27 protein-coding genes are annotated in these 26,947 nt (G+C 73.5%); 13 read left to right on the top strand and 14 right to left on the bottom strand.

Annotated elements, in window-relative coordinates:
• Positions 1-2: 2 nt before the first annotated feature.
• Both QSJ60_RS00965 and QSJ60_RS00960 read right to left on the bottom strand, forming a co-directional pair.
• Positions 3-446: an NUDIX domain-containing protein gene (locus QSJ60_RS00965; protein ID WP_285462200.1), complete on the bottom strand. Its 444-nt coding sequence runs from the start codon at positions 444-446 to the stop codon at positions 3-5.
• 14 nt (positions 447-460) lie between these two features.
• Positions 461-1,846 (bottom strand): glycine--tRNA ligase, encoded by a 1,386-nt coding sequence (locus QSJ60_RS00960; RefSeq protein ID WP_229781657.1) that lies wholly within the window; start codon positions 1,844-1,846, stop codon positions 461-463.
• Between the two features lie 112 nt (positions 1,847-1,958).
• Here QSJ60_RS00960 and QSJ60_RS00955 point away from each other — a divergent pair, with 112 nt between their 5' ends.
• Positions 1,959-3,260 (top strand): alpha/beta hydrolase, encoded by a 1,302-nt coding sequence (locus QSJ60_RS00955; RefSeq protein WP_230768702.1) that lies wholly within the window; start codon positions 1,959-1,961, stop codon positions 3,258-3,260.
• A 53-nt stretch (positions 3,261-3,313) separates the two neighbouring features.
• Positions 3,314-5,851 carry a bifunctional lysylphosphatidylglycerol flippase/synthetase MprF gene (locus QSJ60_RS00950; protein ID WP_285462199.1) on the top strand — a complete coding sequence of 846 codons (2,538 nt, stop codon included), beginning with the start codon at positions 3,314-3,316 and terminating at the stop codon, positions 5,849-5,851.
• An 80-nt stretch (positions 5,852-5,931) separates the two neighbouring features.
• On the opposite strand, the gene QSJ60_RS00945 is transcribed toward QSJ60_RS00950, so the two are convergent.
• From QSJ60_RS00945 to QSJ60_RS00930, 4 genes are all read right to left on the bottom strand, one after another.
• Positions 5,932-7,731, bottom strand: a complete 1,800-nt coding sequence (locus tag QSJ60_RS00945; protein WP_285462198.1) for an alkaline phosphatase family protein — start codon at positions 7,729-7,731, stop codon at positions 5,932-5,934.
• A 102-nt stretch (positions 7,732-7,833) separates the two neighbouring features.
• Positions 7,834-8,532 (bottom strand): GNAT family N-acetyltransferase, encoded by a 699-nt coding sequence (locus QSJ60_RS00940; protein WP_285462197.1) that lies wholly within the window; start codon positions 8,530-8,532, stop codon positions 7,834-7,836.
• A 129-nt stretch (positions 8,533-8,661) separates the two neighbouring features.
• Complete coding sequence (locus tag QSJ60_RS00935) at positions 8,662-10,011, bottom strand: glutamyl-tRNA reductase (protein ID WP_285462196.1); 1,350 nt, start codon at positions 10,009-10,011, stop codon at positions 8,662-8,664.
• Positions 10,012-10,087: 76 nt separating this feature from the next.
• Positions 10,088-10,897 (bottom strand): hypothetical protein, encoded by an 810-nt coding sequence (locus QSJ60_RS00930; RefSeq protein WP_285462195.1) that lies wholly within the window; start codon positions 10,895-10,897, stop codon positions 10,088-10,090.
• Positions 10,898-11,108: 211 nt separating this feature from the next.
• Here QSJ60_RS00930 and hemE point away from each other — a divergent pair, with 211 nt between their 5' ends.
• Both hemE and hemG read left to right on the top strand, forming a co-directional pair.
• On the top strand, positions 11,109-12,263 hold the full coding sequence (hemE, locus tag QSJ60_RS00925; RefSeq protein WP_189085178.1) for a uroporphyrinogen decarboxylase: 1,155 nt from the start codon (positions 11,109-11,111) through the stop codon (positions 12,261-12,263).
• On the top strand, positions 12,260-13,795 hold the full coding sequence (gene hemG / locus QSJ60_RS00920) for a protoporphyrinogen oxidase (protein ID WP_285462194.1): 1,536 nt from the start codon (positions 12,260-12,262) through the stop codon (positions 13,793-13,795). The genes hemE and hemG overlap by 4 nt, the downstream gene beginning before the upstream one ends.
• Before the next feature lie 71 nt (positions 13,796-13,866).
• On the opposite strand, the gene QSJ60_RS00915 is transcribed toward hemG, so the two are convergent.
• The gene (locus QSJ60_RS00915) at positions 13,867-14,451 is read right to left on the bottom strand and encodes a GNAT family N-acetyltransferase (RefSeq protein WP_285462193.1); all 585 of its coding nucleotides are present in this window, start codon (positions 14,449-14,451) and stop codon (positions 13,867-13,869) included.
• Between the two features lie 142 nt (positions 14,452-14,593).
• Here QSJ60_RS00915 and QSJ60_RS00910 point away from each other — a divergent pair, with 142 nt between their 5' ends.
• Genes QSJ60_RS00910 through QSJ60_RS00895 form a run of 4 tightly spaced genes read left to right on the top strand, consistent with a single transcriptional unit; the run spans position 14,594 to position 16,492 of the window.
• Positions 14,594-15,076, top strand: coding sequence for a YtxH domain-containing protein (locus QSJ60_RS00910; protein WP_285462192.1), 483 nt, complete (start codon positions 14,594-14,596; stop codon positions 15,074-15,076).
• Positions 15,077-15,088: 12 nt separating this feature from the next.
• The gene (locus QSJ60_RS00905) at positions 15,089-15,496 is read left to right on the top strand and encodes a phage holin family protein (RefSeq protein ID WP_285462191.1); all 408 of its coding nucleotides are present in this window, start codon (positions 15,089-15,091) and stop codon (positions 15,494-15,496) included.
• The gene (locus QSJ60_RS00900; protein WP_229781658.1) at positions 15,480-15,794 is read left to right on the top strand and encodes a hypothetical protein; all 315 of its coding nucleotides are present in this window, start codon (positions 15,480-15,482) and stop codon (positions 15,792-15,794) included. Before QSJ60_RS00905 ends, QSJ60_RS00900 begins: the two co-directional genes overlap by 17 nt.
• Before the next feature lie 11 nt (positions 15,795-15,805).
• The gene (locus QSJ60_RS00895; protein WP_285462190.1) at positions 15,806-16,492 is read left to right on the top strand and encodes a GntR family transcriptional regulator; all 687 of its coding nucleotides are present in this window, start codon (positions 15,806-15,808) and stop codon (positions 16,490-16,492) included.
• A gap of 24 nt (positions 16,493-16,516) precedes the next feature.
• Here the strand turns inward: QSJ60_RS00895 and QSJ60_RS00890 are convergent, their stop codons facing one another.
• Genes QSJ60_RS00890 through idi form a run of 7 tightly spaced genes read right to left on the bottom strand, consistent with a single transcriptional unit; the run spans position 16,517 to position 22,393 of the window.
• Positions 16,517-17,413, bottom strand: a complete 897-nt coding sequence (locus tag QSJ60_RS00890) for a prenyltransferase (protein WP_285462189.1) — start codon at positions 17,411-17,413, stop codon at positions 16,517-16,519.
• Positions 17,410-17,757, bottom strand: coding sequence for a lycopene cyclase domain-containing protein (locus tag QSJ60_RS00885; RefSeq protein WP_285462188.1), 348 nt, complete (start codon positions 17,755-17,757; stop codon positions 17,410-17,412). Before QSJ60_RS00885 ends, QSJ60_RS00890 begins: the two co-directional genes overlap by 4 nt.
• On the bottom strand, positions 17,754-18,125 hold the full coding sequence (locus QSJ60_RS00880; protein ID WP_285462187.1) for a lycopene cyclase domain-containing protein: 372 nt from the start codon (positions 18,123-18,125) through the stop codon (positions 17,754-17,756). The genes QSJ60_RS00885 and QSJ60_RS00880 overlap by 4 nt, the downstream gene beginning before the upstream one ends.
• Positions 18,122-19,732, bottom strand: a complete 1,611-nt coding sequence (locus QSJ60_RS00875) for a phytoene desaturase (RefSeq protein WP_285462186.1) — start codon at positions 19,730-19,732, stop codon at positions 18,122-18,124. Before QSJ60_RS00875 ends, QSJ60_RS00880 begins: the two co-directional genes overlap by 4 nt.
• Complete coding sequence (locus QSJ60_RS00870) at positions 19,729-20,652, bottom strand: phytoene/squalene synthase family protein (RefSeq protein ID WP_285462185.1); 924 nt, start codon at positions 20,650-20,652, stop codon at positions 19,729-19,731. Before QSJ60_RS00870 ends, QSJ60_RS00875 begins: the two co-directional genes overlap by 4 nt.
• Positions 20,649-21,758, bottom strand: coding sequence for a polyprenyl synthetase family protein (locus QSJ60_RS00865; protein ID WP_230768688.1), 1,110 nt, complete (start codon positions 21,756-21,758; stop codon positions 20,649-20,651). Before QSJ60_RS00865 ends, QSJ60_RS00870 begins: the two co-directional genes overlap by 4 nt.
• Positions 21,755-22,393: an isopentenyl-diphosphate Delta-isomerase gene (gene idi, locus QSJ60_RS00860; RefSeq protein WP_285462184.1), complete on the bottom strand. Its 639-nt coding sequence runs from the start codon at positions 22,391-22,393 to the stop codon at positions 21,755-21,757. The genes QSJ60_RS00865 and idi overlap by 4 nt, the downstream gene beginning before the upstream one ends.
• A gap of 113 nt (positions 22,394-22,506) precedes the next feature.
• Here idi and QSJ60_RS00855 point away from each other — a divergent pair, with 113 nt between their 5' ends.
• The 5 genes from QSJ60_RS00855 (at position 22,507) to QSJ60_RS00835 (ending at position 26,902) form a co-directional block, all read left to right on the top strand.
• Positions 22,507-23,052, top strand: a complete 546-nt coding sequence (locus tag QSJ60_RS00855) for a MarR family winged helix-turn-helix transcriptional regulator (RefSeq protein WP_230768686.1) — start codon at positions 22,507-22,509, stop codon at positions 23,050-23,052.
• Between the two features lie 82 nt (positions 23,053-23,134).
• The gene (hemQ, locus tag QSJ60_RS00850; RefSeq protein WP_230768685.1) at positions 23,135-23,872 is read left to right on the top strand and encodes a hydrogen peroxide-dependent heme synthase; all 738 of its coding nucleotides are present in this window, start codon (positions 23,135-23,137) and stop codon (positions 23,870-23,872) included.
• Complete coding sequence (locus tag QSJ60_RS00845; RefSeq protein ID WP_230768684.1) at positions 23,872-25,137, top strand: ferrochelatase; 1,266 nt, start codon at positions 23,872-23,874, stop codon at positions 25,135-25,137. The genes hemQ and QSJ60_RS00845 overlap by 1 nt, the downstream gene beginning before the upstream one ends.
• Positions 25,134-26,090 (top strand): hydroxymethylbilane synthase, encoded by a 957-nt coding sequence (gene hemC / locus QSJ60_RS00840; RefSeq protein ID WP_230768683.1) that lies wholly within the window; start codon positions 25,134-25,136, stop codon positions 26,088-26,090. Before QSJ60_RS00845 ends, hemC begins: the two co-directional genes overlap by 4 nt.
• A 14-nt stretch (positions 26,091-26,104) precedes the next feature.
• Positions 26,105-26,902, top strand: a complete 798-nt coding sequence (locus tag QSJ60_RS00835; RefSeq protein ID WP_189085932.1) for a uroporphyrinogen-III synthase — start codon at positions 26,105-26,107, stop codon at positions 26,900-26,902.
• Positions 26,903-26,947 lie beyond the last annotated feature (45 nt).

Below are 26,947 nucleotides of genomic sequence, written 5' to 3'. Positions count from 1 at the left end.
CCCTAGTCGATGAGCCCGTCCGCCGCGAGACGCCTGAGCACCTCGGCCCCGGCCGGCGGGCAGCGGTCGAGCTCGGCGGTCGTCACCCAGTGCAGTGCGCCGACCTCGGCCGAGGCCTTCGGCGAGGCATCCGTGCGCGTCAGGAAGACGCGCATGCGCACCATCCGCCCCTCGGGCTCGCCGTGCGCCTGGGTGACGACTTCGAAGAGCTCCTCGAGCTCGGCGGGATCGAGTTCGAGCGACACCTCCTCGCGAGCCTCGCGCGCGGCCGCCTCGGCCGCGGTCTCGCCGTCGTCGATCTTGCCGCCCGGCATGTAGTGCACCTCGCGCTCGCGCGCGGTCACCATCAGCACGCGGCGATCGCGGACGAGCGCGATCGCCGCGACGAACAGATCGGGCAGGGCGGATGGCTCGGAGCCGCGCTCCGCCCCTGACTCCACGGCCACGGCGATCCTCGCGGTCAGGCGCCGAGCAGGCGCGTGGCCAGGTAGCCCTCGAGCTCGGCGAGCGGCACCCGCTCCTGCGACATCGTGTCGCGGTCGCGCACCGTCACGGCGTCGTCGTCGAGCGAGTCGAAGTCGACCGTGATGCAGAACGGGGTGCCGATCTCGTCCTGACGGCGGTACCGGCGGCCGATGGCGCCCGCGTCGTCGAAGTCGATGTTCCAGGTGCGGCGCAGCTTCGCTGCGAGTTCGCGGGCGAGCGGCGAGAGCTTCTCGTTGCGCGACAGCGGCAGCACCGCGGCCTTCACGGGGGCGAGGCGCGGGTCGAGCTTCAGCACGGTGCGCTGGTCGGTGCCGCCCTTCGCGTTCTGCACCTCCTCGACGTGGTAGGCGTCGACGAGGAATGCCATGAGCGCACGGGTGAGGCCGAACGCCGGCTCGATGACGTAGGGCACCCAGCGCTCGTTCTTCGACTGGTCGAAGTACGAGAGGTCTTTGCCGGAGTGCTTCGAGTGCGTCGACAGGTCGAAGTCGGTGCGGTTCGCGACGCCCATGAGTTCGCCCCACTCGCCACCGGCGAAGCCGAAGCGGTACTCGATGTCGATCGTGCGCTTCGAGTAGTGGCTCAGCTTCTCCTGCGGGTGCTCGTAGCGGCGGATGTTCTCGGGGTCGATGCCGAGGTCGGTGAACCAGTCCCAGCAGTGCTGGATCCAGTAGTCGAACCACTCTTCGTCGGTGCCGGGCTCGACGAAGTACTCCATCTCCATCTGCTCGAACTCGCGCGTGCGGAAGATGAAGTTGCCGGGCGTGATCTCGTTGCGGAAGCTCTTGCCGATCTGCGCGATGCCGAACGGGGGCTTCATGCGCGCCGCCTGCAGCACGTTCGCGAAGTTCACGAAGATGCCCTGCGCGGTCTCGGGGCGCAGGTAGTGCAGGCCCGACTCGTCGTCGACGACGCCGAGATAGGTCTTCAGCAGACCCGAGAACGCGCGCGGCTCGGTCCACTGGCCGCGGGTGCCGCAGTTCGGGCAGACGATCTCGGCGAGGCCGCCCTCGGGCTCCCGCCCCTTCTTCGCCTCGAAGGCCTCGACGAGGTGGTCCTCGCGGAAGCGCTTGTGGCAGCTGAGGCACTCGATGAGCGGGTCGCTGAACACCTCGACGTGGCCGGAGGCCTCCCACACCTGCTTCGGCAGGATGACGCTGGAGTCGAGGCCGACGATGTCGTCGCGCTGCTGCACCATGTAGCGCCACCACTGGCGCTTGATGTTCTCCTTCAGCTCGACGCCGAGGGGGCCGTAGTCCCACGCGGAGCGCGAGCCGCCGTAGATCTCGCCGGCTTGGAAGACGAATCCGCGGTGCTGGGCGAGGGTGATGACGGCGTCGAGCGTGCTGGGTGCGGCCACGGTGGCTCCAATGGTCGGTGAAGGGGGTTCACCTGCAATCCTACGGAAATCCGCGGCGGCCGGGCCCCCGACCGCTACCCTGTCGTCAACGCGGGGAGGCTTGGGGGGTCGCATGCTGGACGCGCTGCTCGAGGTGAGCGTGGTCGACGGCTGGTTCCCGATCGCGCTCTCGGTGCTCGCCGTGCTCCTCCTGCTGTACCTGCTCGGCCGGGAGCGCACCGGCGGCTGGGTGATGACGGCGATCATCATCCTCATCGTCGGGGGGCTGATCGGCGGCGCGGCGCTGTGGCTCTGCGCGAACTTCCTGGACCTCTTCGGCGGGCCGGTCGCCGACGCCGCCTGGCTCTGGGTCCCGCTCGCCTCCGGCGCGATCCTGCTGGCGATCTGGAACCTCTGGCGCTCGCGCTGGTGGCGCAAGCTCATCGCGATCCTCGCCATCCCGGTCTTCGCCGTCACCGCGGCCGTCGGAGTCAACGCCGCCTACGGCATCGACACCACGATCGGCGCCATGCTCGGCATCTCCACGGCCGATCCCATCGACATCCCGGACCCCGACCCGGCGGAGACGAACGATCCCGCCGAACCGCTGTACGCGACGTGGCAGGCGCCCGCCGACCTTCCGGCGCACGGGGAGACGGGCCTCGTCCCCGGCGGCATCCCGAACACGAACTCGGGATTCGACGCACGCCCGGCGCAGCTCTACCTGCCGCCCGCGGCCCTCGTCGCCGATGCGCCGCGGCTGCCGCTCGTCATCATGATGATGGGGCAGCCGGGCGACCCCGACCCGCAGTTCATCGCCAAGGTGCTCGACGAGCACGCCGCGGCCCACGACGGTCTCGCGCCGATCGCCCTCGTGGTCGATCAGCTCGGTGATCCGACCGCGGACCCGATGTGCCTCGACACCGACCTCGGGAAAGTGGAGAGCTACGTGATGCAGGATGTCGTGCCCTGGGCCCGCGAGCACCTCGACGTGCTGCGCAGCGCCGCGAGCTGGACCGTCGCCGGCTACTCCAACGGCGGCGGCTGCGCCGCCTACTTCGGCGCGAAGTACCCCGAGGTCTTCGGCAACATCCTCGCGGTGTCGCCCGTCGAGTACGCGGGCGCCGAGCACCCGCAGGACACGCTCCGCGACGTCTTCGGCGGCGACCAGGCCGCCTACGACGCCGTGAAGCCCGCCAACATCATGGCGGCGAAGGCGCCCTACCCGGACTCGACCGCGGTGTTCACGGCGGGCGAGAACGACCCGGCGTACGTCGCGAGCGCGACGGCGCTGACGGATGCCGCGACCGCGGCGGGCATGGCGGCGAGCCGCTTCCTCGTGCCGGGCGCCGATCACGGCGTCTCCGCGCTGCTCGGCGGGCTGGATCACGGCTTCGACGTGCTGTACCCGAGGCTCGGGCTGGTGGCACCGTGAGCGCGGCGACGGGCGGGTCTCCGCAGCGAGGTGGGGGCGGCGGAGACGCGGCGGTGCTCGACGCGGAACCCGTCGGCCGGCTCCGATCGACCGGCGAGGCGCTCGGGCAGTTCGCCCGACGCATCCCGTTCAGCCTCGCCTTCGCGGCGCTCCTGATCGTGACCGCCGTCGCCACCGGCACCATCGCCGGACCGCCCTCCCATGCGACCGAGTCGCAGTGGGCCGCGGGCGTGCTGACGACGATCGATGCCGGTCGCTGGTGGACCGTGCTGAGCGCGCTCGTCATCCCCTGGGACCCGTTCCAGCTCGCCGCGGGCGTGCTCGCGAGCGTGCTGCTCCTCGGCATCGCGGAACGGCGGATGGGGACGGGCCGCACGGTGCTCGCGCTCCTCGTCACCGGCACGATCGGCGTGCTCCTCGGCGTCGTGCTGCAGTGGATCGGCTCGCTCGCGGGCGAGTGGTGGGCGAGCGGCACCTCCATCGACCTGACGCTCGACCCGCTCACCGGCATCGCCGGCGCGCTGATCACGGCGACCGCGTTCATGGGACCGCTGTGGCGGCGGCGGTTCCGGGTCGTCACCCTCGCCTTCCTCTGCATCTTCGTGCTGTACGACGGCGACTCCTCCGACGTGTACCGGCTCATCGCGGTGCTCGTCGCCGGGCCCTTCGGGGCATTGCTCGCGCGCGACGCATCCGCGCTCCGCATCCCGCGCAGCTCGCATCGCGAGACGCGCACCCTCATCGCCGCCGTCGTCGCGGTCACCGGCCTCGGCCCGGTCGTCGCGTTCGCGACCCGCACCGAGCTGACGCCCTTCGCCTTCGGCTCCTTCCTCTTCGCCGACCAGCCCATCGACCTCGACGCGGTGCAGCGCAGCTGCGGCGACGCGGCACCGCTCGCGGAGGAGTGCCTGCGCCAGCTCACGCTCCTCTCGGCGCAGGGCGTCGGCATGTTCCTGCTGTCGTTCCTGCCGGTCGTGCTGCTGCTGCTCGCGGCCTGGGGACTGCATCAGGGCCGGCGGTTCGCGCTGTGGCTCGCCATCGCGGTGAACGCGGCGATCCTGCTGTTCGCCCGGCCCGCCTTCGAGGTCACGAACGAGCTCGGCGACCTCGACTCGGGGGACTGGTCGGTGTTCGACCTCGGCGAGCTGCTGGTCTGGCTCGCGGCGATCGCGCTGCTGCCGATCGGCGTCATCGTGCTGCTCATCGTCACGCGGCGGCATTTCCGCATCCGGCTGCAGCGACGGGCGCTCGGCCGCTTCGTCGCGGTCGTCGTCGGCTCCTTCGTCGCGCTGGCGGTCGGGTATCTCGCCGTCGGGCTCTCGACGATCCGGGAGTACTGGCCGCAGGCCACCGTCGGCGACGTCGCCCTCGACACCCTCAAGCGCTTCGTGCCGCCGCACTTCCTCGCCGCCACCGACCCGATCGTGCTGCCCGGGCACGACTTCGCGAGCTTCCTCTACGAGTGGGTGGGGGTGGCGTTCTGGACCGTCTTCGTCGTCGCGGCGGTCCGCGTCATGCACCGGCCTGCCGGGCCGGCCGCCGACGGCGACGAGGCGCGGCTGCGGGCGCTGCTGCACCGCCACGGCGGGGGCACGCTCGGCTTCATGACGACCTGGCCCGGCAACACGCCGTGGTTCAGTGCGGACGGCGAGGCCGCCGTCGCCTACCGCGAGATCAACGGGATCGCGATCACCATGTCCGACCCGATCTGCGCCCCCGATCGCCTCGCCGAGACGGTGCGCGAGTTCGCCGCGTTCTGCGATGCGCGCAACTGGAGCCCCGTGTTCTACAGCGTCCACGACGAGCTGCTGCCCGTCTTCGACGAGCTCGGCTGGCAGCACATGTCGGTCGGCGAGGAGACCGTCGTGCGCACCACCGGGCTCGAGCTCACCGGCAAGCCGTGGCAGAAGGTGCGGCAGGCCCTGAACCGCGGGATCAAGGAGGGGATGACGACCGTCTGGGCGAGCTGGGACGAGCTGCCCAGGCCCACGATCGCCGAGATCACCGCGATCTCGGAGGAGTGGGTCGCCGAGAAGGAGCTGCCGGAGATGGGCTTTACGCTCGGCGGGATGGCGGAGCTGAAGGACCCCGAGGTGCGGCTCATGCTCGCCGTCGGCCCCGACGGCCGCCTGCAGGCGGTCACGAGTTGGCTGCCCGTGCACCGGGACGGCGAGGTCGTCGGCTGGACGATCGACTTCATGCGCCGGGCCGACGGTTCGATGAACGGCATCATGGAGTTCCTCATCGCCTCCGCTGCCCTGCACATGAAGGAGGCCGGCGCCGAGGTGCTGAGCCTGTCGGGTGCGCCGCTCGCCACGAAGCCGCTCGCGCCGGGGGAGGAACCGCCCCCGCCGACCGCGATGAGCCGACTGCTCGAGTGGCTCGGGCGCACGCTCGAACCCGCGTACGGCTTCTCCTCGCTGTTCCGGTTCAAGGCGAAGTTCAACCCCGAGTACCGCACGATCTCGATGAGCTACGCGGACCCGCTGATGCTGCCCGCCATCGGCATCGCCGTCGGCAAGGCGTACCTGCCGGAGGTGTCGCCGAAGGAGGCGATGGCCCTCGTGCGCACGCTCACCCGGGCGGAGTGAGCCTGGTTCGCTGAGCCGGTCGAAGCGCTTCGACGAGCTCAGCGGGCCAGGGCGCGCTTCGACGGGCTCAGCGAACCAGGTCAGGGCTTCCCGAACAGCCCCACGCCGTACTGGTGCAGCAGCTCGTACGCCTCGGCGTAGGTGATGGGCTCCTCCTGGTCCTGCACGCCGGCCTTCGCCAGCAGGATGCCCAGCAGACCGCGACCGGGCGGGCTGAGGGGCTTGTCCTTGTGCGCGTGGGCCGGGTGCGGTGCCTCGGCCTGCGGGTTCGGCGGGATGTACTGGGGATGCGTCTCCGGCCAGTCGTCCGGGTGCCGGGGCTGTTCCAGGTTGATCACGTCGAACAGGTCGTTGGCGCCGGCGTCCCGGCGGGTCAGCGGTTTCAGTCCGTGCAGACGGTTGAGCGTCGCGATCACCGAGCCGTGGTGCATCTCGTCGTTGATGACGGTGCCCTTCCGGGTGTACGCCGAGACGGCGATCGCCGGCACGCGGCATCCGAGCCGGTCGAACTCGAATCCCATCTCGCCGGGGCCCGCGTCGGCGTGCGGGGGCGTGGCGGGCGGCGGCGCGACATGGTCGTAGGTGCCGCCGTGCTCGTCGAAGGTGATCAGCAGCATCGTGTTGACGGCATTGGAACCGTGCTCGGAATGGCTCCGCCGGATCGCCGAGTAGATCTCGTGGATCAGCGCCTCGCCCGCGCGCACGTCCGAGACGGCGCTGTCGATGATGGCGCGCCCGTCGACGTCGCTCGAGCGGAACACCCCGAACGGCGGGTGGAAGTCGTTGTGGTTGTAGGTCATGCGGGGCTCGATGAAGGCGTAGGCGGGCAGAGTGCCCAGCCGCACGTCCTCGTAGAACTCGCTCATGGTGGCGAAGTGCTCGGTCTGCCAGTACTGCTCGAGCACGGGGGCGTGCAGCACGCCGGTGAAGGAGACCAGCTGGAGCTCGTCGTAGTAGATGCGCCAGCTGAGCCCCGCCTCCTCGAGCCGGTTGAAGATCGTCGGGGCGGCGGGGGCGTCGAGCCACTTGTCGTAGCCGCCGCCGTGCTTGTTGGTGACGAAGCCGTGCGACGTCGACGCGTGGAAGAACGAGCGGTTGCAGAACGTCTGCGACGGCACCGCGCAGTGCCAGGCGTCGAAGACCGCGAACTCCTGGGCGAGGGTGGAGAGCACCGGCAGCATCTCGGGCGAGAACGCCCCCATGATCTGGCTGGCCTCCTCTGCGGTCGGCGGGGTCCCCTTCTTCAAGCGCATGAAGTTGACGTAGTAGTCGTTCAGGAAGCCGCTCATGTCGGCCTGTTCGCCGTGCTGCGGCGCGTTGTACGGCGGCTTCATCGCCTCGACGAAGAGCGCGGCGTTGCCCGCGGGCTCGATCGTGTCGAACAGCTGCGTGTTCACGTGCGGGAACTCTTCGCCCGGGTCGGGGTTCGGTCGGCCCATGATCTCGTCGGTCGGGCCCTCGTAGATGTGCGCCTTGACGGTGACGCCGTCGGGGCCGGTGTTGCCGTAGTCGCCGAAGGCGAGCCCGTCGAAGCTCTGTCCCTCCGGCAGCGTGTCGGGCGTGTAGAGCCAGCCGAGCAGGTTGTCGAACGAGCGGTTCTCGCCCATCACCACGACGAGGTGGTCGAATCCGGGCTTGTTGCGCGGCGAGAGCCCGGCGAAGTCGTCGGCGCCCTCGACGAAGCCCGCGCGGTGCCCGATCGCGGCGCCGATCGCGGCGCCCGCGCCGCCGCCGACGATCGCGCCGGCCGCGGCCGCGCCGCCGATCTTCAGGAAGTCGCGCCGGGAGCGGCGGGGACCGTCCGGTGAGGGCGGCGTGGATGCCGGGTCGGCGCCTTCGCCGACGCCCCTGCTCGCGCCCGGTTCGTCTCGTTCGGTCATCGGCGCCCCCTCGTCGAATGCGGCGCGGCGCCGCGTGCTTGCGAGTGTAGCCAGCTGGAGCTCGCGCGGGGCGCGGCGGCGCTCCGCGCGCCGACTCGGCGCTCAGCCGGCGAGACGGGCAGCGAGGTGCTCGCGCCGGAGGATGGCGTAGAACGCCATGTCGAGCCAGGCGCCCGCGTCGCGGTCGTACTCGTGCTCGACGAAGGTCGCCTCGTGGCGCATGCCGAGGCGCAGGCAGAGCTTCGCGGAGGCGGTGTTGGCTTCGACGAGCTCCGCGAGCACGCGATGCGCCTGCAGCGTGTCGAACGCGAAGGCGAGCACCGCGGCCGTGCCCTCCGCGGCGAGCCCGCGCCCCTGGAAGTCGGGATGCAGCACCCAGCCGAGCTCGAGCCGCGCGTGCTCCACGCTCGCCACCCGCACCATGACGTCGCCGATGACCCGGTCGCGCCCGGTCCCGGTGGGCGAGGGCTCGCCGGAGAGGACCATCGCGAAGTGCACGTTGTCGCCGTCTTCCGCGAGGAGCCGGCTGCCCACCCGCCGCATCGTGTGCTCGTGCGCCTCCTCGCGGCTGCGCTCGGGCCACGGGATGTAGCGCAGCACCTCGGGCAGGCGCTGGTACTCCCAGACGTCGTCGCTGTCGTCGGCCGTGATCGGCCGGATCACCAGGCGCTCGGTGATGATCGGTCGGCGCTCGATCTCCTCGACGTCGAAGGGCAGCGCGAGCGCCGGCGCCCCTGAGCTGTGCGCGGTGTCGACGGGAGGGACGGAGTCCGGAGTGGTGGGGCGAGCGTCGGCGGTCATGGCACGACGCTACCCGCAGCGGACGACATCCGAACCGCCGGGGGCAAGCGGGCAGTTTCTGCGGGTGCGGAGCCGCCGCGACCCACGAAAACTGCCGTTATGCCCCGCCGGAGAGAGAACCGGGCCCGATCAGCGGGCGTCGTCGGCGCGGACGCCGAAGAGGGCGTCGAGCGCCTCGATCCAGGCGCGCTGCTCGCCCGAGCGGGCGAACTCGCGCGAGCGCACCATCGGGGTGTGCAGGAGGACGCCCGCCATGTGCCGCAGCGCCTGCTCGACGCGCCCGTCGGGATCGCCCTGGCCGCGGCCCCTCGCCCGCTCGATCTCGGCGTCGAGGATGCCGGCGACGTGCGAGCGCAGCGCGACCACGGACGGTGCGAGGTCGAGCTCCTCGCCGACCGCGCCGAAATTGCGCGCCGCGCTGTTGACGAGCTCGCGGGCGGCCTCGGTGGCGCCGAGCTCCTCGAGCGGAGCGTGCCGGCGGATCGTCTCGAGGTCGAGCAGCTCGACGCCCTCCACCTCGACGACGTCGGTCGCGACGTTGCGGGGCATGCCGAGGTCCACGACCAGCTGACGGGCGCTGCGGGCGGCGCCGGGGACGGGGCACCAGGCGCGGAACTCGGCGAGCACGGCGGATGCCTCGGCATCCGTCGGCGCCGCATGCGAGGAGGCGAGCGTCGCCTTGCCGCCGGCGAGCAGGACCCGGTCGACGACGTGGTGGTCGGCGGTGGTGCAGGTGATGATCACGTCGGCGGCCGCCGCGGCGACCGCGTAGCCGGCGTGGCTCACGGCCTCGATGCCGTGGCTGCGGGCGAAGCGCGCGGCCCGGCCGGACGGCGAGTAGACGCGCACGTCGTTCGCCCCGCGGTCGCGGAGGGCCGCCAGCGAGGCGCCGGCGTACTGGCCGGTGCCGACGAGCAGCACCCGCGCCTTGCCCCAGTCGGCGACGCGGGACGACGCGAGGTCGAGCGCGAGGCGCACGAGCGAGCGGCCGGCGCTGCCGACCCCGGTGCGGTTCTTCACCGTGCGGGAGGTCTGCGAGGCCCGCTGGAACAGGCGTTCGAGCTCCGGAGTGGTCGTCCCCTCGTCGCGGGCGCGTTCGAGCGAGCGCCGCACCTGCCCGGCGATCTCGCCCTCGCCGACGACGACCGACTCGAGGCCCGAGGCGACGGAGAAGAGGTGCCCGGCGACGGCGTTGCCGTGGGCGAAGTCGAAGGTGCTGCGCAGCTCCTCGGGCTCGAGGCCGGCGACGTCGCCGACGGCGCGGATCGCCTCGTGGACGATGGGAACGGGGGACTCGCCCTCGGGGGTGGCGAGGTCGAGGTAGGCCTCGAAGCGGTTGCAGGTGGCGACCACGACGGCGCCCTGCAGGGCGGCGTGGCCGTCGACGATGCGGCCGGCCGCGGCGTCTGCGGAGGCGGAGAGCCGCTCGAGCATGTCGAAGCCGGCGTTCTTGTGGCTCGCGGAGAGGCAGATGAGCACCAGAGGATTCTACCCGCCGTAGAGTGCCGCACGGACTCGCCGCGACATCCGGCGCGCTCGCGGGGCGGAGGCCTCGCTAGCGGCGCGCGCCCCGGCGAGTGTCGCGACGCGCGGCGCGGCGCGGCGACGCCGAGTCCGGGAGCGCGGCCGTGCTCGCGGTGATGACCGGGATCGGGGTCGTGCTCGTCGGCGGCTCCAGGCCCTCGTGCTCGAGCGCGGTGCGGTGCAGCGCCTTCCAGGAGCGCACCACGGCGTAGAAGGGCGCGTCCGTGACGGCGAAGACGCCGGGCTGCTCGCCCGCGAGGAGGAGCGGCAGGGCGATGCTCGTGCCCTGGCGGCGCACGCGGACGATGACGACCGGGGCGGGGCGCGAGCCCGCGATGAGCTCATCGGGGCGGATGCTCCGCACCTCGCGCCAGGCGACGTGGGCCGCGCGGCGCGGGCGGGCGCCGCCGTTCCAGAACGTCAGCCCGGCCCGGTCGGCCACGATCGAGTAGCGCGTCGCGAGCGGGACCTCGCAGCCGGGCAGCTCGGCCAGGGCGTCCTCGAGCTCGCGGTGCCGGAGGCCGCACGAGATGCCGCCCTCGAAGCGGGCCTCGAGCGCGCGGCGGCGGGCCCGGTTGCGGGCGAGTAGGGCGAAGCGCACCGCGATCGTCGCGAGCGCCAGCACGCCGACGACGGCGAGGAAGACGCCGGCCGCTGCCGGCCCGTTCACGGAGGGCAGGGAGCCGATGAGCTCGTCGAGGGCCGGGCCGGCGACCGCCAGCACCGCGACGACCCCGACGGTGGCCGCGGCGACGGCGACGGTGAGGGCGAGCCGGTGCTCGCCGGGACGCTCGTCGGCCGGGGTCGGGAAGGCGGACTGGGGTGTGACGATTCGGGACACGTCGTCTCTCTCCGTGGGGCGCGGAGGCGCGTCGACGTCGCGGTCGACGCGTCGTCGCACCACTGGGGGATGGCGCGACGGCACCGATGCTAGCGCGAACCGCTCGCAAAGGTAAGGGCTCCTTGCAAATCTCGTCATACGGCCCGGCGCGCCCACGCGCCGCCGCGCGTCAGGGCGCACGTTCAGCCCGGTGCGCGAGAATGGCGGGGTGATGCTCGACACCACCCACCCCCTGCAGGCCGGCCTCACCGCCGATTCCCGTCTCGTCCGCGCCTACGGCGGCGAGCGCCCCGAGACGACGCCCGTCTGGTTCATGCGCCAGGCCGGCCGCTCGCTGCCCGAGTACCGCGAGCTCCGCGTCGGCACCCGCATGCTCGACGCCTGCCTCGACCCCGAGATGGCGGCGGAGATCACGCTGCAGCCCGTCCGCCGCCACGGCGTGGACGCCGGCATCTTCTTCAGCGACATCGTCGTGCCGCTGAAGCTCGTCGGCGTCGACGTCTCGATCGAGCCGGGCCGTGGCCCGGTCTTCGCCCGCGGCTACGCCGACGCCGAGGGCGTCGCGGAGCTCACCGCGATCGACCCCGCGCTCCTCGACGAGCGCGCCGCGCCCATCGCCGAGGCCGTGCGCCGCACGGTCGCCGAGCTGAACGAGACCGCGCCGTCCGGCGCCGAGTCGGGCGCGACCCCGCTGATCGGCTTCGCGGGCGCCCCCTTCACGCTCGCCGCATACCTCGCCGAGGGCGGCCCCTCGAAGGACCACCTCGCCGCGCGCACCCTGATGCACGCCGACCCCGGCGCCTGGCGCGCGCTGATGGACTGGACCGCCGAGCTCACCGGCCGCTTCCTGCGCACGCAGGTGCTCGCCGGCACCTCGGCCGCGCAGCTCTTCGACTCCTGGGCGGGCGCCCTCTCACTCGCCGACTACGAGCGCCACGTCGCGCCCGCCTCGGCGAAGGCGCTCTCCTTCGTGCACGACCTCTCGTACGAGCGCCGGCTCGGCGACGGCAGCGGCAGCAGCACGACCGTGACCCGCAGCGTGCCGGTCGTGCACTTCGGCGTCGGCACGGGCGAGCTGCTCGGCGCCATGCACGACATCGGCGTCGACACGGTCGGCGTCGACTACCGCATCCCGCTCGACGTCGCCGCGGAGCGCGTCGGCGGCGACGTGCCGCTGCAGGGCAACCTCGACCCCGCCCTGCTCGCGGCGCCGTGGCCCGTGCTCGCCGACGCGGTCCGCGACGTGCTGCGCCGAGGCCGCAGCGCGCCCGCCCACGTGTTCAACCTCGGCCACGGCGTGCCGCCCGAGACCGACCCGACCGTGCTCACCCGCGTCGTCGAGCTCGTGCACGAGGCCGGCGCGTGAGCAGCGATCCCGCCGGGCTCGACCCCGCCGCGCTCGATCCGGCCGAGGCGGCGGGCGAGCCCGTCGAGCCCGAGCAGCGACGCAGCGACGTCGTGGTCGTGGGCGGCGGGGCCGCCGGGCTCGTGGCTGCGCTCGAGTGCGCCAAGATCGGGCTCTCGGTCACGGTCGTCGAGCGTCAGGAAGAGCCGGGCGGATGCGTCGGCCGCATCGAGCTCGAGGGGCTCTCGCTCGACTCCGGCGCCGAATCGTTCGCGACCCGCAACGGCTCCGTCGCCGAGCTCCTCGAGGCGCTCGGCCTCGCCGACGACATCGTCACACCGAACCGCGCCGGCGCGTGGCTCGTCTGGGGCGCCGGGCTGCGGGCGGCCCCGCTGCCGAAGACGGGCGTGCTCGGCATCCCCGCGAACCCCCTCGGCGACGACGTGCGCGCCATCATCGGCTGGGGCGGGGCCATCCGCGCATATGCCGATCGGCTCATGCCGATCCTGCGCATCGGGCGGGCCGACAGCGTCGGCAAGCTCGTCCGCTCCCGCATGGGCGCCGCGGTGCTCGAACGCCTCGTGACCCCGATCTCCTCCGGCGTCTACTCCGCCGATCCGATGGACCTCGACCTCGACCTCGTCGCCCCCGGCCTCAACGCCGCGATGACCCGTGCCGGCTCGCTGTCGGGCGGCGTCGGCGAGCTCGTGGAGACCCGTCGCGCGGGCAGCGCCGTGCTCGGGCTGCGGGGCGGCATGCACCGGCTCGTCGACGCCCTGCGCGGGGAGCTCGCCCGCTTCGGCGCCGTCGTGGAGACGGGCCGAGAGGTGGTCGAGCTGCAGCGCGTCGAGTCGCCGGACGACGAGGCCGCGAGCTGGCGCGTCCGCGCCCTCGGCTCAGAGCGCGACCTCGTGATCGACGCGCGCTACGCGATCCTCGCCGCCCCGGCGCAGACCTCGCGCCGCCTGCTCGGCCAGGCCGTCGAGGGCTGGGCGGACGCCTCGGACTGGCCGAGCGCCGCCTCCGTCGAGATCGTCACCCTCGTGCTCGACGCCCCCGCGCTCGACGCGGCCCCTCGCGGCACCGGCGTGCTCGTGGCGGCCGACGCCGTCGGCGTGCAGGCGAAGGCCCTCACGCACTCCTCGGCGAAGTGGCCCTGGCTGGCCGAGGCCGCCAACGCGAGCGGTGGCAGCGGTTCGCGCCACGTCGTGCGGCTCTCCTACGGCCGAGCGGGCGCGGCGAACCCGCTCGAGGGGCTCGACGACGAGGCGGTCGCCCGCCTCGCGGTCGCGGATGCCTCTGCCCTCCTCGGCGTCGAGCTCGATGCCGAGGCGCTCGTGGCCTCGGGCCGCACCGCCTGGCGCGACGCGCTCTCGCACGCCGCGCTCGGTCAGCGGGCGAGGGTCGCCGAGTTCGAGGACGCGCTCACCGCGGAGCCCGGCATCGAGGCGACGGGCTCCTGGGTCGCCGGCACCGGGCTCGCCTCGGTCGTGCCGCACGCCATCGAGGCCGCGGCGCGCATCCGGCACCTGGCGGTGCAGGAGCGCCAGTAGCGCGGCAGAGCCGATCCGGGTCCGACCCGGCTCGGCCCGGCTCGGCCCCGCTCGGCGCGGCCCCGCTCTGCTCAGGCGAGGGTCGCGGCGAGCTGCGCGGCGGTGAGCTCGCGATCGGCGTAGACGAGGCGGATGGCCGAGGCATCCGGATTGCCCGCATCGGGGGCGCGGTGCCGCAGCGTCAGCCCGACCTTCTCGGCCACCCTGGCCGACGCCGTGTTGTGCTCCAGCAGGTAGGCGACGATCGGCAGCTCGGGCCGGCGCAGTCTGGCCGCCTCGACCGCGGCGCGCGAGAGCTCGGTCGCGAGCCCCCGGCCCTGCGCCTCGGGCCGGAAGCGGTAGCCGAGATTCCAGTACGCCCCGGCGTCGCGGGCCGCATCGTCGTGCGCGCCGGCCGCACGGCCGCGGACCACGCAGCCGCCGTGCCCGATCACGAGCTCGGGTGCGGCCGCCTCCCGGATCGTCCAGGCGCCGAAGCCTTCGCTGCGCCAGTCGTCGAGCCAGCGCTCGAGCACCTCGGCCGTGCGCCCGCGGTCGCGGTGGCGGCCGGTGGGCAGATGGGTCCAGGTGCGCGCGTCGCCGTAGATCTCGTGCAGGGCGTCGAGATCGTCGGCGCTCGTCGGGTCGAGCAGGAGGCGTGCGGTGCGCTGCGGCATGCCAGGAGTGTAGGCATCCCGACCGACACGGCGAGTTCATGACCGAAACGGAATATTTCCGTCAACCCCCCTTGCGCCCACCTGCTCGGGGTCTACCCTTGGAAGGGTCGCCGTGCCGAAGGCGGCAGGAGATGGGGTGGAAATGAAGGGCAAGATCCTCTTCGTCGTCGGCCTTGGTGTGGGCTACGTGCTCGGCACCCGAGCCGGCCGCGAACGGTACGAGCAGATCAAGCGCGCGGCCGAGGGCGTCTGGAACCAGCCGGCCGTGCAGCAGGGCGTCAGCACCGTCACCGACTTCGCCAAGGACAAGCTCGGCGACGTCTCCGACACCGTGCTCGACGCCGCCAAGTCGTTCATCGGCAACGCGACCCGCGGTTCGGGTGCCACGAAGTCCGAGGTGCGCGAGGCCGCAGAGGCCGCCAAGCGCGGCGTCTCGAAGACGGCCAAGGCCGCGAGCTCGGCCGTCGAAGACGCCGCCGACGCGGTCGGCGACGCGATCGACGCCGCGGCGAAGACCGCGGAGCAGGCGGCGAAGCCCGGCACGCAGAAGCGCGCCGCCGCCAAGAGCGGCGCAGCGAAGAAGCCGGGCGGCACGAGCGGCCGTTCGGCGGGCTCCGACTCCTAGGAGGGCGGCAAGATGAGTGCACCAACAGAAGACGAACGCTCGCTCTTCACCCTGATCGGGCAGCTGCCCGACACGGTGTCGAGCCTCGTCCGCGCCGAGGTCGACCAGGTCAAGGCCGAGTTCAGCTACAAGGCGAAGCACTTCGGCATCGGCTCGGGGCTCTTCGTCACGGTGCTGGTGCTGCTGCCGTTCCTGGTGTTCTGCCTGCTGGCGGCGGCGATCTTCGCGCTCGCGCTCGTCATGCCCGCGTGGGCCGCGGCCCTCGTGGTCGCCGGCGCCATCCTGCTCGTCATGGCGATCCTCGTGAGCATCGGCATCATGAACTTCAAGCGCGGCGCCGAGCCGCTCGAGTCGATCGACAGTCTCAAGGCCGACCTCGACGCCCTGAAGGGAACGGGTGACTATGACCGCCGCTACTGACGCGCCCGGCTCCGGCTCCAAGCGCGAGCAGAAGACCCGCGAACGCAATCTCGGCCGGGTGCAGGCCCGAGCGGCCGTCGTCGACGCCCGCGCCGAGTTCGCGAGCACGCTCAACGCCCTCGAGGACAAGCTCAACGTGCCGAAGCAGCTCGGCATCCGCGTCGATCGCGCGAAGGTGAAGGCCAGAGCCTTCGCCGACCGCAACCCCGCCGGGGCGGTCGCCGTCGCGATCGGGGCGGTCGTCGTGGTCGCCGGCGTCGTCGCCCTCGTCGTGCGCGCCGCCGTCAGCGACGACTGAGCCGCGGCGGCATGCCGGCGCCCACCGCCGTCGAGCGGATGGCCGATGCGCTCCGCGACGAGATCCTGAGCGGCGCACTGCCCTCGGGGGCTCCGCTCCGCGAGGAGCAGGCGGCCGAGCGCTTCGGGGTGTCGCGGCACACCGTGCGCGCGGCGTTCCAGCGGCTCGTCGCCGAGCGGCTCGCGGAGTCGGCACCCTACCGGGGGGTGCGGGTCACCGAGTTCGACCACGCGCAGGTGCTCGCGCTGCAGCAACTGCGCGAGGCGCTCGAGGTCGAGGCGGTGCGCATCGCGGGCGACCGCTACGGCGCGCACTGGCCCGAGGTGGCGCTCGCCCCGGCGATGCTCGCCCTCGACGAGCTCGCCCGGCTCGCCGTCACCGAGGAGGCGCTGCGCCCCCCGGGTGAGCGCGAGACGACGCCGGTCTGGCTCGAGGCCGAGCGGCTCCACCTCGAGGTGCACCGGGCGGTCGTCGCCGCCAGCGGCAGTCCCCGGATCGTCGAGGCGCACGCCGCGCTCGGCGCCGAGCTGCGGCTCTTCCTGCTGCACATCCGCCGGCACTACAGCCTCGCCGAACTCGTCGTCGAGCACCGCGAGCTGCTCGCCGAGGTGCAGGCCGAGGGCGTCGAGGCGATGCGGCGGCACATCGCCCACTCCACCGGGCTCCTGCTCGGCTCGCCGCCCCTCGACGGGGAGTGACGCGCTCGACGGGGCGCTCGCGGCTCAGGCCGTGAGCAGCGCGTACCAGATCAGCAGCATCGTCGCCGCGAAGCCGACGCCGTAGTTGATCGCGAGGAACCAGCGCCAGCCGCCGTTCGCGCGGGCCGACTCGGCATCGCTCACCGAGCGGTACGGCCACGCCGCGACGAGGTACGGCACGGCGAGCACGGCGGCGAGCGGCCCCGGCCACGAGGTGCCGAGCATCAGCACGCCCGCGAGCAGCCAGAGGCCGATCGCCAGCCGGGTGGTGCGGCGGGCGCCAAGCGCGGTCGCGATCGAGCCGATCCCGGCCTCGCGGTCGGGCACGACGTCCTGCACCGCGCCGAAGGCGTGGCTCGCGACGCCCCACACGAAGAACGCGCCGAGCAGCAGCACGAGCTGCGGCGTCACCGTCGCCCCCGCGAGGGCGAGCCCGTAGCAGGCGGGCGAGACGAAGTGCGTGCTCGAGGTGAGGGAGTCGAGGCCCGGGATCTCCTTGAACCTGAGGCCCGGCGCCGAGTACGCCACCACGGCGAACAGGCTGAGCGCGAGCCAGGCCCACGACCACGGGTCGCCGAGCAGCACGAGCCAGACGATGAACGGCACCGTCAGGGCGACCGCCGCGATCAGCACCGCGCGATGCCGGGCGGGTGGCAGCAGGGCTCCCTCGACGCCGCCCTTGCGCGGGTTCCGCGCGTCGGACTCGAAGTCGAAGACGTCGTTGATGCCGTACATCGCGAGGTTGTACGGCACGAGGAAGAACAGGGTGCCGACGACGAGGGCGACGTCGATCTCGCGCACGGTCAGCAGGTACGCGGCCGCGAACGGGAAGGCCGTGTTGATCCAGCTCAGCGGGCGCGATGCGGTGAAGAGCGCGGGGAGCAGGCGCTGACCGGATGCCTCGGCGCCGACGGCGCTCATCGGCGGATCCCCCTCGGCGCGCGGGCGGGCCGGTCGCGAGGCGCCGAGGCATCCGCTCGCCCGAGCAGCGTCCAGACCGCGGAGCAGAGCAGCAGCGCGGCGATCGGGTAGGCGAAGTCCTCGATCGGGGCGAGCCCGAGGCGCGGGCCGAGCAGGGGCGCGTCGGCGTAGTCGAACAGGCCCGCGGCGATCATCAGCGAGTCGAACACGGCGGTGAGGAGCACCAGGCCGCCCGCCGTGAGCGCGAGCGCCGCTGCATGGCCGGCCGGTGCACGCCGCCAGGCGATCGCGGCGAGCACCGCCGAGACGGCGAGGAACGGCAAGCAGAGCACGGCGTAGCTCATCGGCGGGCCTCCTCGGCGGTGGAGTCGGCAGCGGGGCCGGGGGCGGGCTGCGCGGATCGGTGCGCGAGGAGGCGGAGCAGGCCCGTGTAGCCGACCATCGCGAGCTGGCAGAGGAAAGCGAGGAACACCGGCTCCTCGATCGGCAGGTGCGGTGCGATGAGCAGTCCCGTGGAGTAGGCGTTCGGCTCCCGGAAGAAGATGCCGAGCGAGATGCCCCAGAGGTCCCAGACGAGGAGCATCGCGACGCCGAGGGCGACCACGACCGTCGCCCGCAGCGGCGCCCGCCAGAAGAACAGCCGGTAGCGCGCGTCGATGAGCGCGATGCACACGATCGAGGCGAGCAGCAGCCCCAGGTGGAGGAAGGTCATCCGGTGCGCTCCCGGTGCAGCGGGTCGGGGTGCGGCTCCTCGCTCGGCTCCGGGAGCGGGCCCGGGGCATCCTCGCCGCGCACGGCCTTCGCGACCAGCTCGGCGCTGATCAGGCACATCGGCAGGCCGATGCCCGGGATCGTCGTCGCCCCCGCGAAGTACAGCCCCTCGACGTTCGCCGAGGCCGTGCGGCCCCGGAACATGGCGCTCTGCCGCAGGGTGTGCCCCGGGCCGAGCGCCGAGCCGCGCCACGAGTGGAACCAGTCCTCGAAGTCCGCGGGTCCGATCGTGCGGCGCACGAGGATCCGCTCCGCGAGGTCGGGGATGCCGGCCCACTCGGCGAGGGTCGCGATCGCCCGGTCGGCCGTCTCCTCGACCGCGCGGTCGCCGCGGCCGTCGACGCCGCCGGCCCCGATCGTGGGATCGGCGGGCACCGGCACGAGCAGGAAGAGGTTCTCGCAGCCGGGGGGCGCCACGCCCGGATCCGTCGCGCTCGGGCGGCAGACGTAGAACGACGCCGGGTCGGGGATCGCCGGTCGCGAGCCGAACACGCGCTGGAAGTTCGTGCGCCAGTCGGCCGTGAAGCAGAGGGTGTGGTGGGCGAGTTCAGGTAGCCGCCCGTGCACCCCGAGCATGACGAGCACCGCGCCGGGGCCGGGGTCGCGCCGGGACCAGGATGCCTCGCTGCGCGTCCGCGCGCGGGGCGGGAGCAGCTCGGCATCCGTGTGGTGCAGATCGGCGGCGGAGACGACGAGCTCGGCCTCGACGAACTCCTCGGTGCCGGAACCGGGGCCGCCGGCCGGGCCATGGTGCTGCACGCGCACGCCCGTGGCCCGCCCGCCCGCCGTCTCGATCCCGAGCACCCGCGCGCCGGTGACGAGCTCGGCCCCGGCCCGGCGGGCCAGCCGGGCGACGCTCGCGATGATCTCGCCGAAGCCGCCCATCGGGTAGAACACGCCGTCGGCGAGATCGAAGCGGCTCATCAGGTGGTACATGCTCGGCGCCCGCTCGGGCGAGGTGCCGAGGAAGACCGCGGGGTAGCCGAGGATCTGCCGCAGCCGCACGTCGTCGAAAGAGCGCCCCACCATGCGGTCGAGCGGTTCGAGCAGGAGCTTCGCGAGCCGCCCGAGCCGCCGTCGCACGGGCGCGGCGAGCAGCGCTCCCGGCCGGGCGAAGTCCGTGTAGAGGAAGTGCGTCATCGCGAGCCGGTAGGTCTCGTCGGCGGAGTCGAGATGGCGGGCGAGCGCGGCGCCGGCGCCCGGCTGGATCGACTCGAACAGGGCGATGGACGCCTCGCGCTCCGCCCGCACGTCGACCGGCTCGTCGTAGCCTTCGAAGTACACCCGGTAGCCGGGGTCGAGGCGCACGAGCTCGAGCTCCTCGGCGGCCGTGGTGCCCATCAAGCGGTAGAAGTGCTCGAAGACCTCCGGCATGAGGTACCAGCTCGGCCCGGTGTCGAACAGGAAGCCGTTCGCCCGCCAGCGCCCGGCCCGGCCGCCGAGCTCGTCGCGCGCCTCGAAGAGCCGCACCTCGTGCCCGTCGCGGGCGAGCAGCGCCGCCGTCGCGAGCCCGGCGATGCCGCCGCCGATGACGACCGCGCGGCTCACGGTCGGCCTCCGCGGGCGATCACGCGGGCGACGATGGCGAGCTTGCGCGGCGCGGGCACCCGGACCCGCCGGGTGACGAGTTCGGCCGCGGGTGTGCGGCGGAGCCGGACGGAGAGCTCGCCGAACAGTCCGTGCGCGGCGGCGACCGCGATGCGGCAGCCGCGGGGCAGCTCCGGGATCACGGCGGCCGCCTCGGCGAGCTCCGCGTCGATGCCGTCGAGGAGGCGCAGCTGCTGGGCCTCCGAGAAGCTCGCCGGGTCGACCCCCGGGAAGTAGCGGCGTCCGCGGAGCGAGGCATCCTCCCCGAGGTCCCGCAGGAAGTTGACCCGCTGGAACGCCGAGCCCAGCGCCCGAGCGCCGCGCTCCCAGCGGGCGTCGCGCTCGGCGTCCGGGGCGAGCCCGATCGCGAAGCCGCGCAGGCACATCAGGCCGACGACCTCGGCCGAGCCGTAGACGTACTCGTCGAGCTCGCGCTCCTCGGTGAAGGCGATGGGCTCGAGGTCGCGTCGCATCGAGGCGAAGAACGGCCGGGTGAGCTCCTGGCCGAAGCCGCTGCGCCGCGCCGCGCGCGCGAAGGCGTGCACCACGAGGTTGGCGCTGTAGCCGCTCTCGAAGGCGGCCTCCGTGTCGGCCTCGAGGGCGTCGAGCAGCTCGCGGCGGCGCTCGCACGGCAGCCCGGCCTCCTCGGCCGGGCCGTCGACGAGCTCGTCGGCGATGCGCACGAGCGCGTAGACCTCGGCGAGGTGCTCGCGCACGGCGGGGGAGCAGAGCCGGCTCGCGAGGCCGAAGGAGGTCGAGTACGCCCGGATGACCCGGGCCGAGCCCTCGGCGGCGGTGCGGTCGTAGAGGGCGAGGCCGGTGGACGGTGCGGGCGGTGCGGTCGGGCGCTGGGTGGTGCGCTGCGTGGTGCGCGTGCTCACCTCGACCTCCTCGTGGCTTCGGCGGCGAGGCCGAGCAGCTCGGCTTCGAGCGCGGCGGGCAGGCCCGCCGCGGCGATCGCCGTGCGCGCCGCGGCCGCCTCCTCGGCGATGCGCGCCTCGACGCGGGCGCGGGCGCCGCTCGCTTCGATCGCCGCACGGAGGGGGCGGGCGCCCGCCTCGTCGAGGTCGGGCCGGCCGAAGGCGCCGGATGCCGCGACCCACGCCGCGTGCCCGCGGGCGTAGGCGATGAGCAGCGTCTCCTTGCCTTCGCGCAGGTCCCCGAGCGCCGTCTTGCCGGTCACCCGCTCGTCGCCGTAGACGCCGAGCACGTCGTCCTGCAGCTGGAAGGCGACGCCGAGCCGACGGCCGATCTCGCCGAGCCGCTCGACCGTCGCGCGCGGGGCTCCGGCGAGGAGCGCCCCCGCCCGGAGCGGCGCGCTGAACGAGTAGCAGGCCGTCTTGTCCTCGATCATCGCGAGGATGTCCGCCTCCCCGGGCCGCACCCCGGCGGCGTGCCGGACATCGGCGTGCTCGCCCGCCGCGGCGGCGAAGACGCACTCGTCAAGGACGGCGAGGATGGCGCGCCGGCGCTCGACCGGCACGTCGAGGCCGGCCGCCACGGAGTGCGCCGCCGCGATCAGCAGGTCGCCCGCGAGGATCGCCGAGGCCTGGCCGTAGGCGTCCGCCCGCTCCCGCTCGAGTCCGCGCAGCGCGGCGTCGAGCGCGAAGCGGCCGGCGACGTTGGGCTCGCCCCGGCGCACGAGGTCGCGGTCGATGACGTCGTCGTGCACGAGGAACGCGGTGTGCAGCAGCTCGAAGGCCGCCGCGAGCGCCACGGCCTCCGCAGCGGCAGCCGGCTCGGCGTCGGCCCGTTCGCGGCCGCTCGCCGGCGCACCCTGCGCGGCGAGCGCGTCGTAGGCGCCCAGCACGAGCCTGGGACGGATCCGCTTGCCGCCGCTCGCGGCGTCCCGCGCTGCCGCCCAGAGCCGCCGGTAGTCGGCGGCGTGCGCGTCGGCCCGCACGATGGCGTCGTCGAAGAAGCCGCCGAGGTAGCGCTCCACCTCGGCCTGCCGGCTCGGGGCGACCACGGTCGCGACGAGGCTCACGAGACGAGCGCTTCCGTGCGGGCGCGCGCGTCGGCGTGGCCGCCGAGGAAGGGCAGCAGCTGCGCCTGCAGCACGAGCCAGGGGCTGAACGCCCAGGGCGCGGCGCGGACCGCGGTGGCGAGCTCGCCCGGTTCGACCCAGGCGAGGTCGAGGACCTCGTCGGGATGCGGCGCCGGCACCGAGCTCGTGCGCGCCGTGTAGACCGGGCAGATCTCGTGCTCGACGATGCCCGAGGCATCCGTCGCCCGGTAGCGGAAGAACGGCAGCACCGGCTCGACGTCGCGGAGCTCGAGGCCGAGCTCGAACTCGGCCCGGCGGCGCACCGCGTGCGGCAGCGGCTCGGCCGGGGCGGGGTGCCCGCAGAACGAGTTGGTCCACACGCCGGGCCAGGCGACCTTGCCGAGCGCGCGGCGGGTCACCAGGAGGCGGCCCTCGTCGTCGAAGACGTGGCATGAGAACGCGAGATGGAGGGCGGTGTCGGCGCCGTGGACGCTCGACTTCGGGGCGGTGCCGATCTGGTTGCCGGCCTCGTCGAGGAGCACGACCTGCTCGACCGACGAGGCGGCGGGCTGGAGCGTCGCAGGCCGGGAAGCCCGGGCGCGCGCGGCGGGCGGGGTCGTGGTGAGGTCGGTCATGTCGGCTCCTTCGGCAACTCGGTCGTGAGACGCTGAACGCTCGCCGCGGCGATTATCTCGCCAGGCTAGTGAGTAGCTTAGCGAGATTCGTCTCGCTTAGCTAGAATCTCGACATGGCAGATGAGCGGGAGCGCAGCCGGCGCGTGGAATCGGCGATGCACGATCCGCGCATCGTCGACCGCGACGAGGAGCTCGTCGACCGCAGCGGACTCGCCGATGAGGAGGTCGACCAGGTCGTGCGCGTCATGCAGGCGCTGCGCGGCTGGCACGCCGCCGCCGAGCGGATGAGCGAGGCCTCCCGGCGCTACATGCAGCTCAACCAGACCGACATGCGCGCCATCCGCTTCCTCATCGCCGCACGCAACCAGGGGCTCGTCGTGACGCCCGGCGCGCTCGCCGAGCACCTCGGCATCTCCAGCGCCTCCACCACGAAGCTCCTCGACCGGCTCGAACGCGGCGGCCACGTCACCCGATCGCCCCACCCGAGCGACCGCCGCGCCCTCGCGATCGCCGTCACCGAGCACACCCGGCACGACGCCCGCGAGACCGTCGGCCGTCAGCACGCGCGCCGCTTCGCTGCCGCGGCGGCCCTCGCACCGGAGGAGCGCGAGATCGTCATCCGCTTCCTCGACGCGCTCGCCGCGACCGGACAGGACTGAGCCGTCCGCGGATTCCCGCGCCATTCGGCGGAGCCGACGCCTCCCTTTTGGACCTTCCGGGGGAAAGAGGGAGACTGGGGGTATGTCTTCCCCCGCTGCCGAAGGGGCAGCCGACGAGCTCCGTCACGCGTCCGAACCCGAGCAGTCGCCCGAGGGCTACACGCTCTTCGCCGTGCTCCGAAAGGACCCCGCGCGCCCCGATGACCTCGACGGGCGCGATGTGCCGCGCTTCGTGACCGAACTCGACGGCGTGATCGCGCTCGTCGAGAACGAGGGCGTCACGGTCCGCGGCCTCTACGACGTCTCCGGCCTCCGCGCCGACGCCGACGTCATGATCTGGCTGCACGGCGCCACCGCTGAGGGCCTGCAGTGGGCGCTGCGCGAACTGAAGCGCAGCCGCCTGCTGCGCGCGCTGCTGCCGACCTGGAACGCCATGGGCGTGCACCGTGACGCCGAGTTCAACAAGGCGCACGTGCCCGGCTTCCTGCGCGGCATCGAGCCCAAGGCGTGGATGACCATCTACCCCTTCGTGCGCAGCTACGAGTGGTACCTGCTCGACCCCGCCGAGCGCTCCCGCATGCTCGCCGAGCACGGCCGTAAGGGCGCCTCGTTCCGCGGCGCGATCGCGAACACCGTGAGCGCCTTCGCCCTCGGCGACTACGAGTGGCTCCTGCCGATCGAGTCCGACGAGCTCACCGAGCTCGTCGACCTCATGCGCGAGCTGCGCGCCACCGACGCCCGCATGCACGTCCGCGAAGAGGTCCCGTTCTACACCGGTCGACGGATCTCGACCGCCGAGCTCGTGGAGGTGCTGCAGTAATGGCCGCGACGAACCTGGGCTCGACCGGAGCCGCCGCGCCCGAGCGCGAGGCCGCCCGCGGCCGCAAGCCGGCCCCGGCCGCCGAGGCGTACTGCGCCTCCGGCGCCTGCGTGCCCGGCGCCACCGAGGCCGCCCAGTCGGGCCCCGAGCACGTCACCGAGCCCGTCGCCTACGACGCGATCCTGCTGGCCGGCTTCGGCGGGCCCGAGGGGCAGGACGACGTCATCCCCTTCCTGCGGAACGTCACGAGCGGCCGGGGCATCCCCGACGAGCGCCTCGAAGAGGTCGCCCACCACTACCGCCACTTCGACGGCATCAGCCCGATCAACCAGCAGAACCGCGAGCTGAAGGCCGCCCTCGAGGCGGAGCTCGCCCGGCGCGGCGTCGAGCTGCCCGTGATCTGGGGCAACCGCAACTGGGACCCGTACCTCAACGACGCGCTGAACGAGGCGAACGAGCGCGGCTTCACCAAGCTCATCGCGATCGCCACGAGCGCCTACAGCTCGTACTCCAGCTGCCGCCAGTACCGCGAGGACTTCGCCGACGCCCTCGCCGACACCGGCCTCGCCGAGACGGTCCAGATCGACAAGGTGCGCCAGTTCTTCGACCACCCCGGCTTCGTGCAGCCGTTCATCGAGGGCGTGCGCGACGGCCTCGCCGAGCTCGAGCGCCGGGTGCCCGGACTCGACCGCACGAGCGGCGTCGAGGTGCTCTTCGCGACCCACTCGATCCCGTCGACCGACGCGGCCAAGTCCGGCCCGGCCGAGCGCGGCTTCGGCGAGGGCGGCGCCTACGCGGCCCAGCACCGGGCCGTGGCCGAGGTCGTCATGCGCGAGGCGGGCGCGAGCGACGTGCCGTGGCAACTCGTCTACCAGTCGCGCTCCGGCCCCCCGTCGATGCCGTGGCTCGAGCCCGACATCAACGACGCCATCGCCGAACTGCCCGCCACGGGCCGCAAGGCCGTCGTCATCGTGCCGCTCGGCTTCGTGAGCGACCACATGGAGGTGCTCTGGGACCTCGACAACGAGGCGCTCGAGAGCTGCGAGGAGCACGGGCTCGAGGCCGTCCGCGTGCCGACGCCCGGCACGCACCCCGCCTACGTCGCGGGCCTCGTCGACCTCGTGCTCGAGCGTGTCAACGGCACGCCGACCGAGGAGCGCCCCGCGATGACCGAGCTCGGCCCCTGGTACGACGTGTGCCGCCCGGGCTGCTGCGAGAACGTCCGTCTCGGCTTCCGCCCCGCCCTCGCCGGGATCGCGCCGTGACCGAGCTCATCCGCGTCGGCACCCGGGGCAGCGCCCTCGCGGTGGCCCAGACCCGCTGGATCGCCGAGCGCATCGCGAAGGCCGCCGGCGGCGCCGAGATCGAGCTCGTCGAGGTCACCACGCACGGCGACACCTCGCGCGCCTCGCTCAGCGAGATCGGCGGCGAGGGCGTCTTCGCCGCGGCGCTGCGCGAGTCGCTGCTCGCCGGCGACTGCGACGTCGTCGTGCACTCCCTGAAGGATCTGCCGACCGCCGAGCACGAGGGGCTGCGCCTCGGCGCGGTGCCCAAGCGCGCCGACCCGCGCGACGCGCTCTGCGCGCGCGACGGCCTCACCCTCGCGGAGCTGCCCGAGGGCGCTCGCGTCGGCACCGGCTCGCCGCGCCGCATCGCGCAGCTGCGCTCGGTGCGCCCCGACCTCGAGGTCGTCGACCTCCGCGGCAACGTCGACACCCGGCTCGGCAAGGTGGCGAGCGGCGAGCTCGACGCCGTCGTGCTGGCCGCCGCGGGGCTCGGCCGGCTGGGCCGGCTCGAGGCGGCGACCGAGCTGCTCGAGCTCTCCGACTGGCCCACTGCGCCCGGCCAGGGCGCGCTCGCCGTCGAGGTCCGCCGCGAGCGCGGCGAGCGGGTGCTGGAGCGCGCGCTCGAGGGCGTCGACCACCGCTCGACCCGGGCCACGGTGCTCGCCGAGCGGCTCGTGCTCGCCGGGCTCGAGGCGGGGTGCTCCGCTCCGATCGCCGCGAACGCCTTCATCGAGGACGAACTTCTCTTCCTCACGGCCACCGTGTACAGTGCCGACGGGGCGCGCAAGCTGACGAGTTCTCACGCTGCGACCCCTGAAAGCCGCTCGAGCGCCGACCTGGCCGAAGCGGCCGGCGACGTCGCCGAGCGCGTCGTCGCCGAACTCCTCGGCAACGGTGCCGCAGACCTGGCAGCACTCGAGGAGCCGCGGTGAGCGAATTCGAACCGATGACGGGCACGATCAACGTGTCCGTCTCGGGCGACGGCAAACCGCTCGCCGGCTGGCGCGTGCTCGTGCCCCGCGGCGGCCCCTGGGGCGACGCGGTCGCCGCGGCGCTCCGCTCGCGCGGGGCCACCCCCGTCATCGCCCCCATGATCAACTTCGCCCCGGCCGACGACCAGGCCGCCCTGGAGTCCGCGCTCGAGAAGCTCGGCCGCGGGGAGTTCGACTGGGTGACCCTGACGAGCGCGACCACGGTCGACGTGCTCTCCACCTATGGCGCCACCATCCCGGCGTCGACGAAGGTCGCGGCGGTCGGCGAGACCACCGCCGCGGCGCTCACCGCCGCCGGGTACCACGTCGACATCGTCCCCTCCGAGGAGAACTCGGCGCGCGGCCTGCTCGAGGAGTGGGAAGCGGCGACCGAGGGGCAGAAGGGCCTGCGCGTGCTCGCCCTCCGCTCGGCGATCGCGAAGCAGGTGCTCTCCGTGGGCCTGCAGCGCATCGGCCACCACGTCGAGGCGGTCGTCGCATACCGCACGGTCGGGGTGCCCATCGCCGACAAGGTCGTCGACGACGTCCGCGCCGGCAACGTCAGCGCCGTGCTCGTGACCTCGGGCAGCGTCGCCGAGCAGGTGCAGCAGCAGCTCGGGCCGATCCCCGAGCAGACGCTCGTCGCGGCCATCGGGCCGCAGACCCAGCGGGATGCCGCGAAGCTCGGCCTGCGGGTCGACGTCGTCGCCGTCGAGCGCAGTGCCGAGTCGCTCATCGACGCGGTCGTGAACGCCGCCCTCGCCCGGGCGTAGCAGCCGCGGACATCAGGCCACGGGCCGCCGCTGCCCGTAGTCTCG

Origin of the sequence: Agromyces sp. NBRC 114283 (assembly GCF_030268405.1) — a bacterium.
GTDB lineage: Bacteria > Actinomycetota > Actinomycetes > Actinomycetales > Microbacteriaceae > Agromyces > Agromyces mediolanus.
This window is presented reverse-complemented; position numbering and strand designations above follow the sequence as displayed.

What these genes read in the sequence shown, in the direction of transcription:
- QSJ60_RS00835 (WP_189085932.1), top strand. Translation starts at nt 26,105, where the DNA reads ATGACGGGCACGATCAACGTGTCCGTCTCGGGCGACGGCAAACCGCTC.
- QSJ60_RS00890 (WP_285462189.1), bottom strand. Translation starts at nt 17,413, where the DNA reads ATGAGCGCCGTCGGCGCCGAGGCATCCGGTCAGCGCCTGCTCCCCGCG.
- QSJ60_RS00940 (WP_285462197.1), bottom strand. Translation starts at nt 8,532, where the DNA reads ATGACCGCCGACGCTCGCCCCACCACTCCGGACTCCGTCCCTCCCGTC.
- QSJ60_RS00880 (WP_285462187.1), bottom strand. Translation starts at nt 18,125, where the DNA reads ATGACCTTCCTCCACCTGGGGCTGCTGCTCGCCTCGATCGTGTGCATC.
- QSJ60_RS00900 (WP_229781658.1), top strand. Translation starts at nt 15,480, where the DNA reads ATGACCGCCGCTACTGACGCGCCCGGCTCCGGCTCCAAGCGCGAGCAG.
- hemQ (WP_230768685.1), top strand. Translation starts at nt 23,135, where the DNA reads ATGTCTTCCCCCGCTGCCGAAGGGGCAGCCGACGAGCTCCGTCACGCG.
- QSJ60_RS00845 (WP_230768684.1), top strand. Translation starts at nt 23,872, where the DNA reads ATGGCCGCGACGAACCTGGGCTCGACCGGAGCCGCCGCGCCCGAGCGC.
- QSJ60_RS00915 (WP_285462193.1), bottom strand. Translation starts at nt 14,451, where the DNA reads ATGCCGCAGCGCACCGCACGCCTCCTGCTCGACCCGACGAGCGCCGAC.
- QSJ60_RS00945 (WP_285462198.1), bottom strand. Translation starts at nt 7,731, where the DNA reads ATGACCGAACGAGACGAACCGGGCGCGAGCAGGGGCGTCGGCGAAGGC.
- QSJ60_RS00895 (WP_285462190.1), top strand. Translation starts at nt 15,806, where the DNA reads ATGCCGGCGCCCACCGCCGTCGAGCGGATGGCCGATGCGCTCCGCGAC.
- QSJ60_RS00885 (WP_285462188.1), bottom strand. Translation starts at nt 17,757, where the DNA reads ATGAGCTACGCCGTGCTCTGCTTGCCGTTCCTCGCCGTCTCGGCGGTG.
- QSJ60_RS00905 (WP_285462191.1), top strand. Translation starts at nt 15,089, where the DNA reads ATGAGTGCACCAACAGAAGACGAACGCTCGCTCTTCACCCTGATCGGG.
- QSJ60_RS00955 (WP_230768702.1), top strand. Translation starts at nt 1,959, where the DNA reads ATGCTGGACGCGCTGCTCGAGGTGAGCGTGGTCGACGGCTGGTTCCCG.
- idi (WP_285462184.1), bottom strand. Translation starts at nt 22,393, where the DNA reads ATGACCGACCTCACCACGACCCCGCCCGCCGCGCGCGCCCGGGCTTCC.
- QSJ60_RS00855 (WP_230768686.1), top strand. Translation starts at nt 22,507, where the DNA reads ATGGCAGATGAGCGGGAGCGCAGCCGGCGCGTGGAATCGGCGATGCAC.
- hemE (WP_189085178.1), top strand. Translation starts at nt 11,109, where the DNA reads ATGCTCGACACCACCCACCCCCTGCAGGCCGGCCTCACCGCCGATTCC.
- QSJ60_RS00910 (WP_285462192.1), top strand. Translation starts at nt 14,594, where the DNA reads ATGAAGGGCAAGATCCTCTTCGTCGTCGGCCTTGGTGTGGGCTACGTG.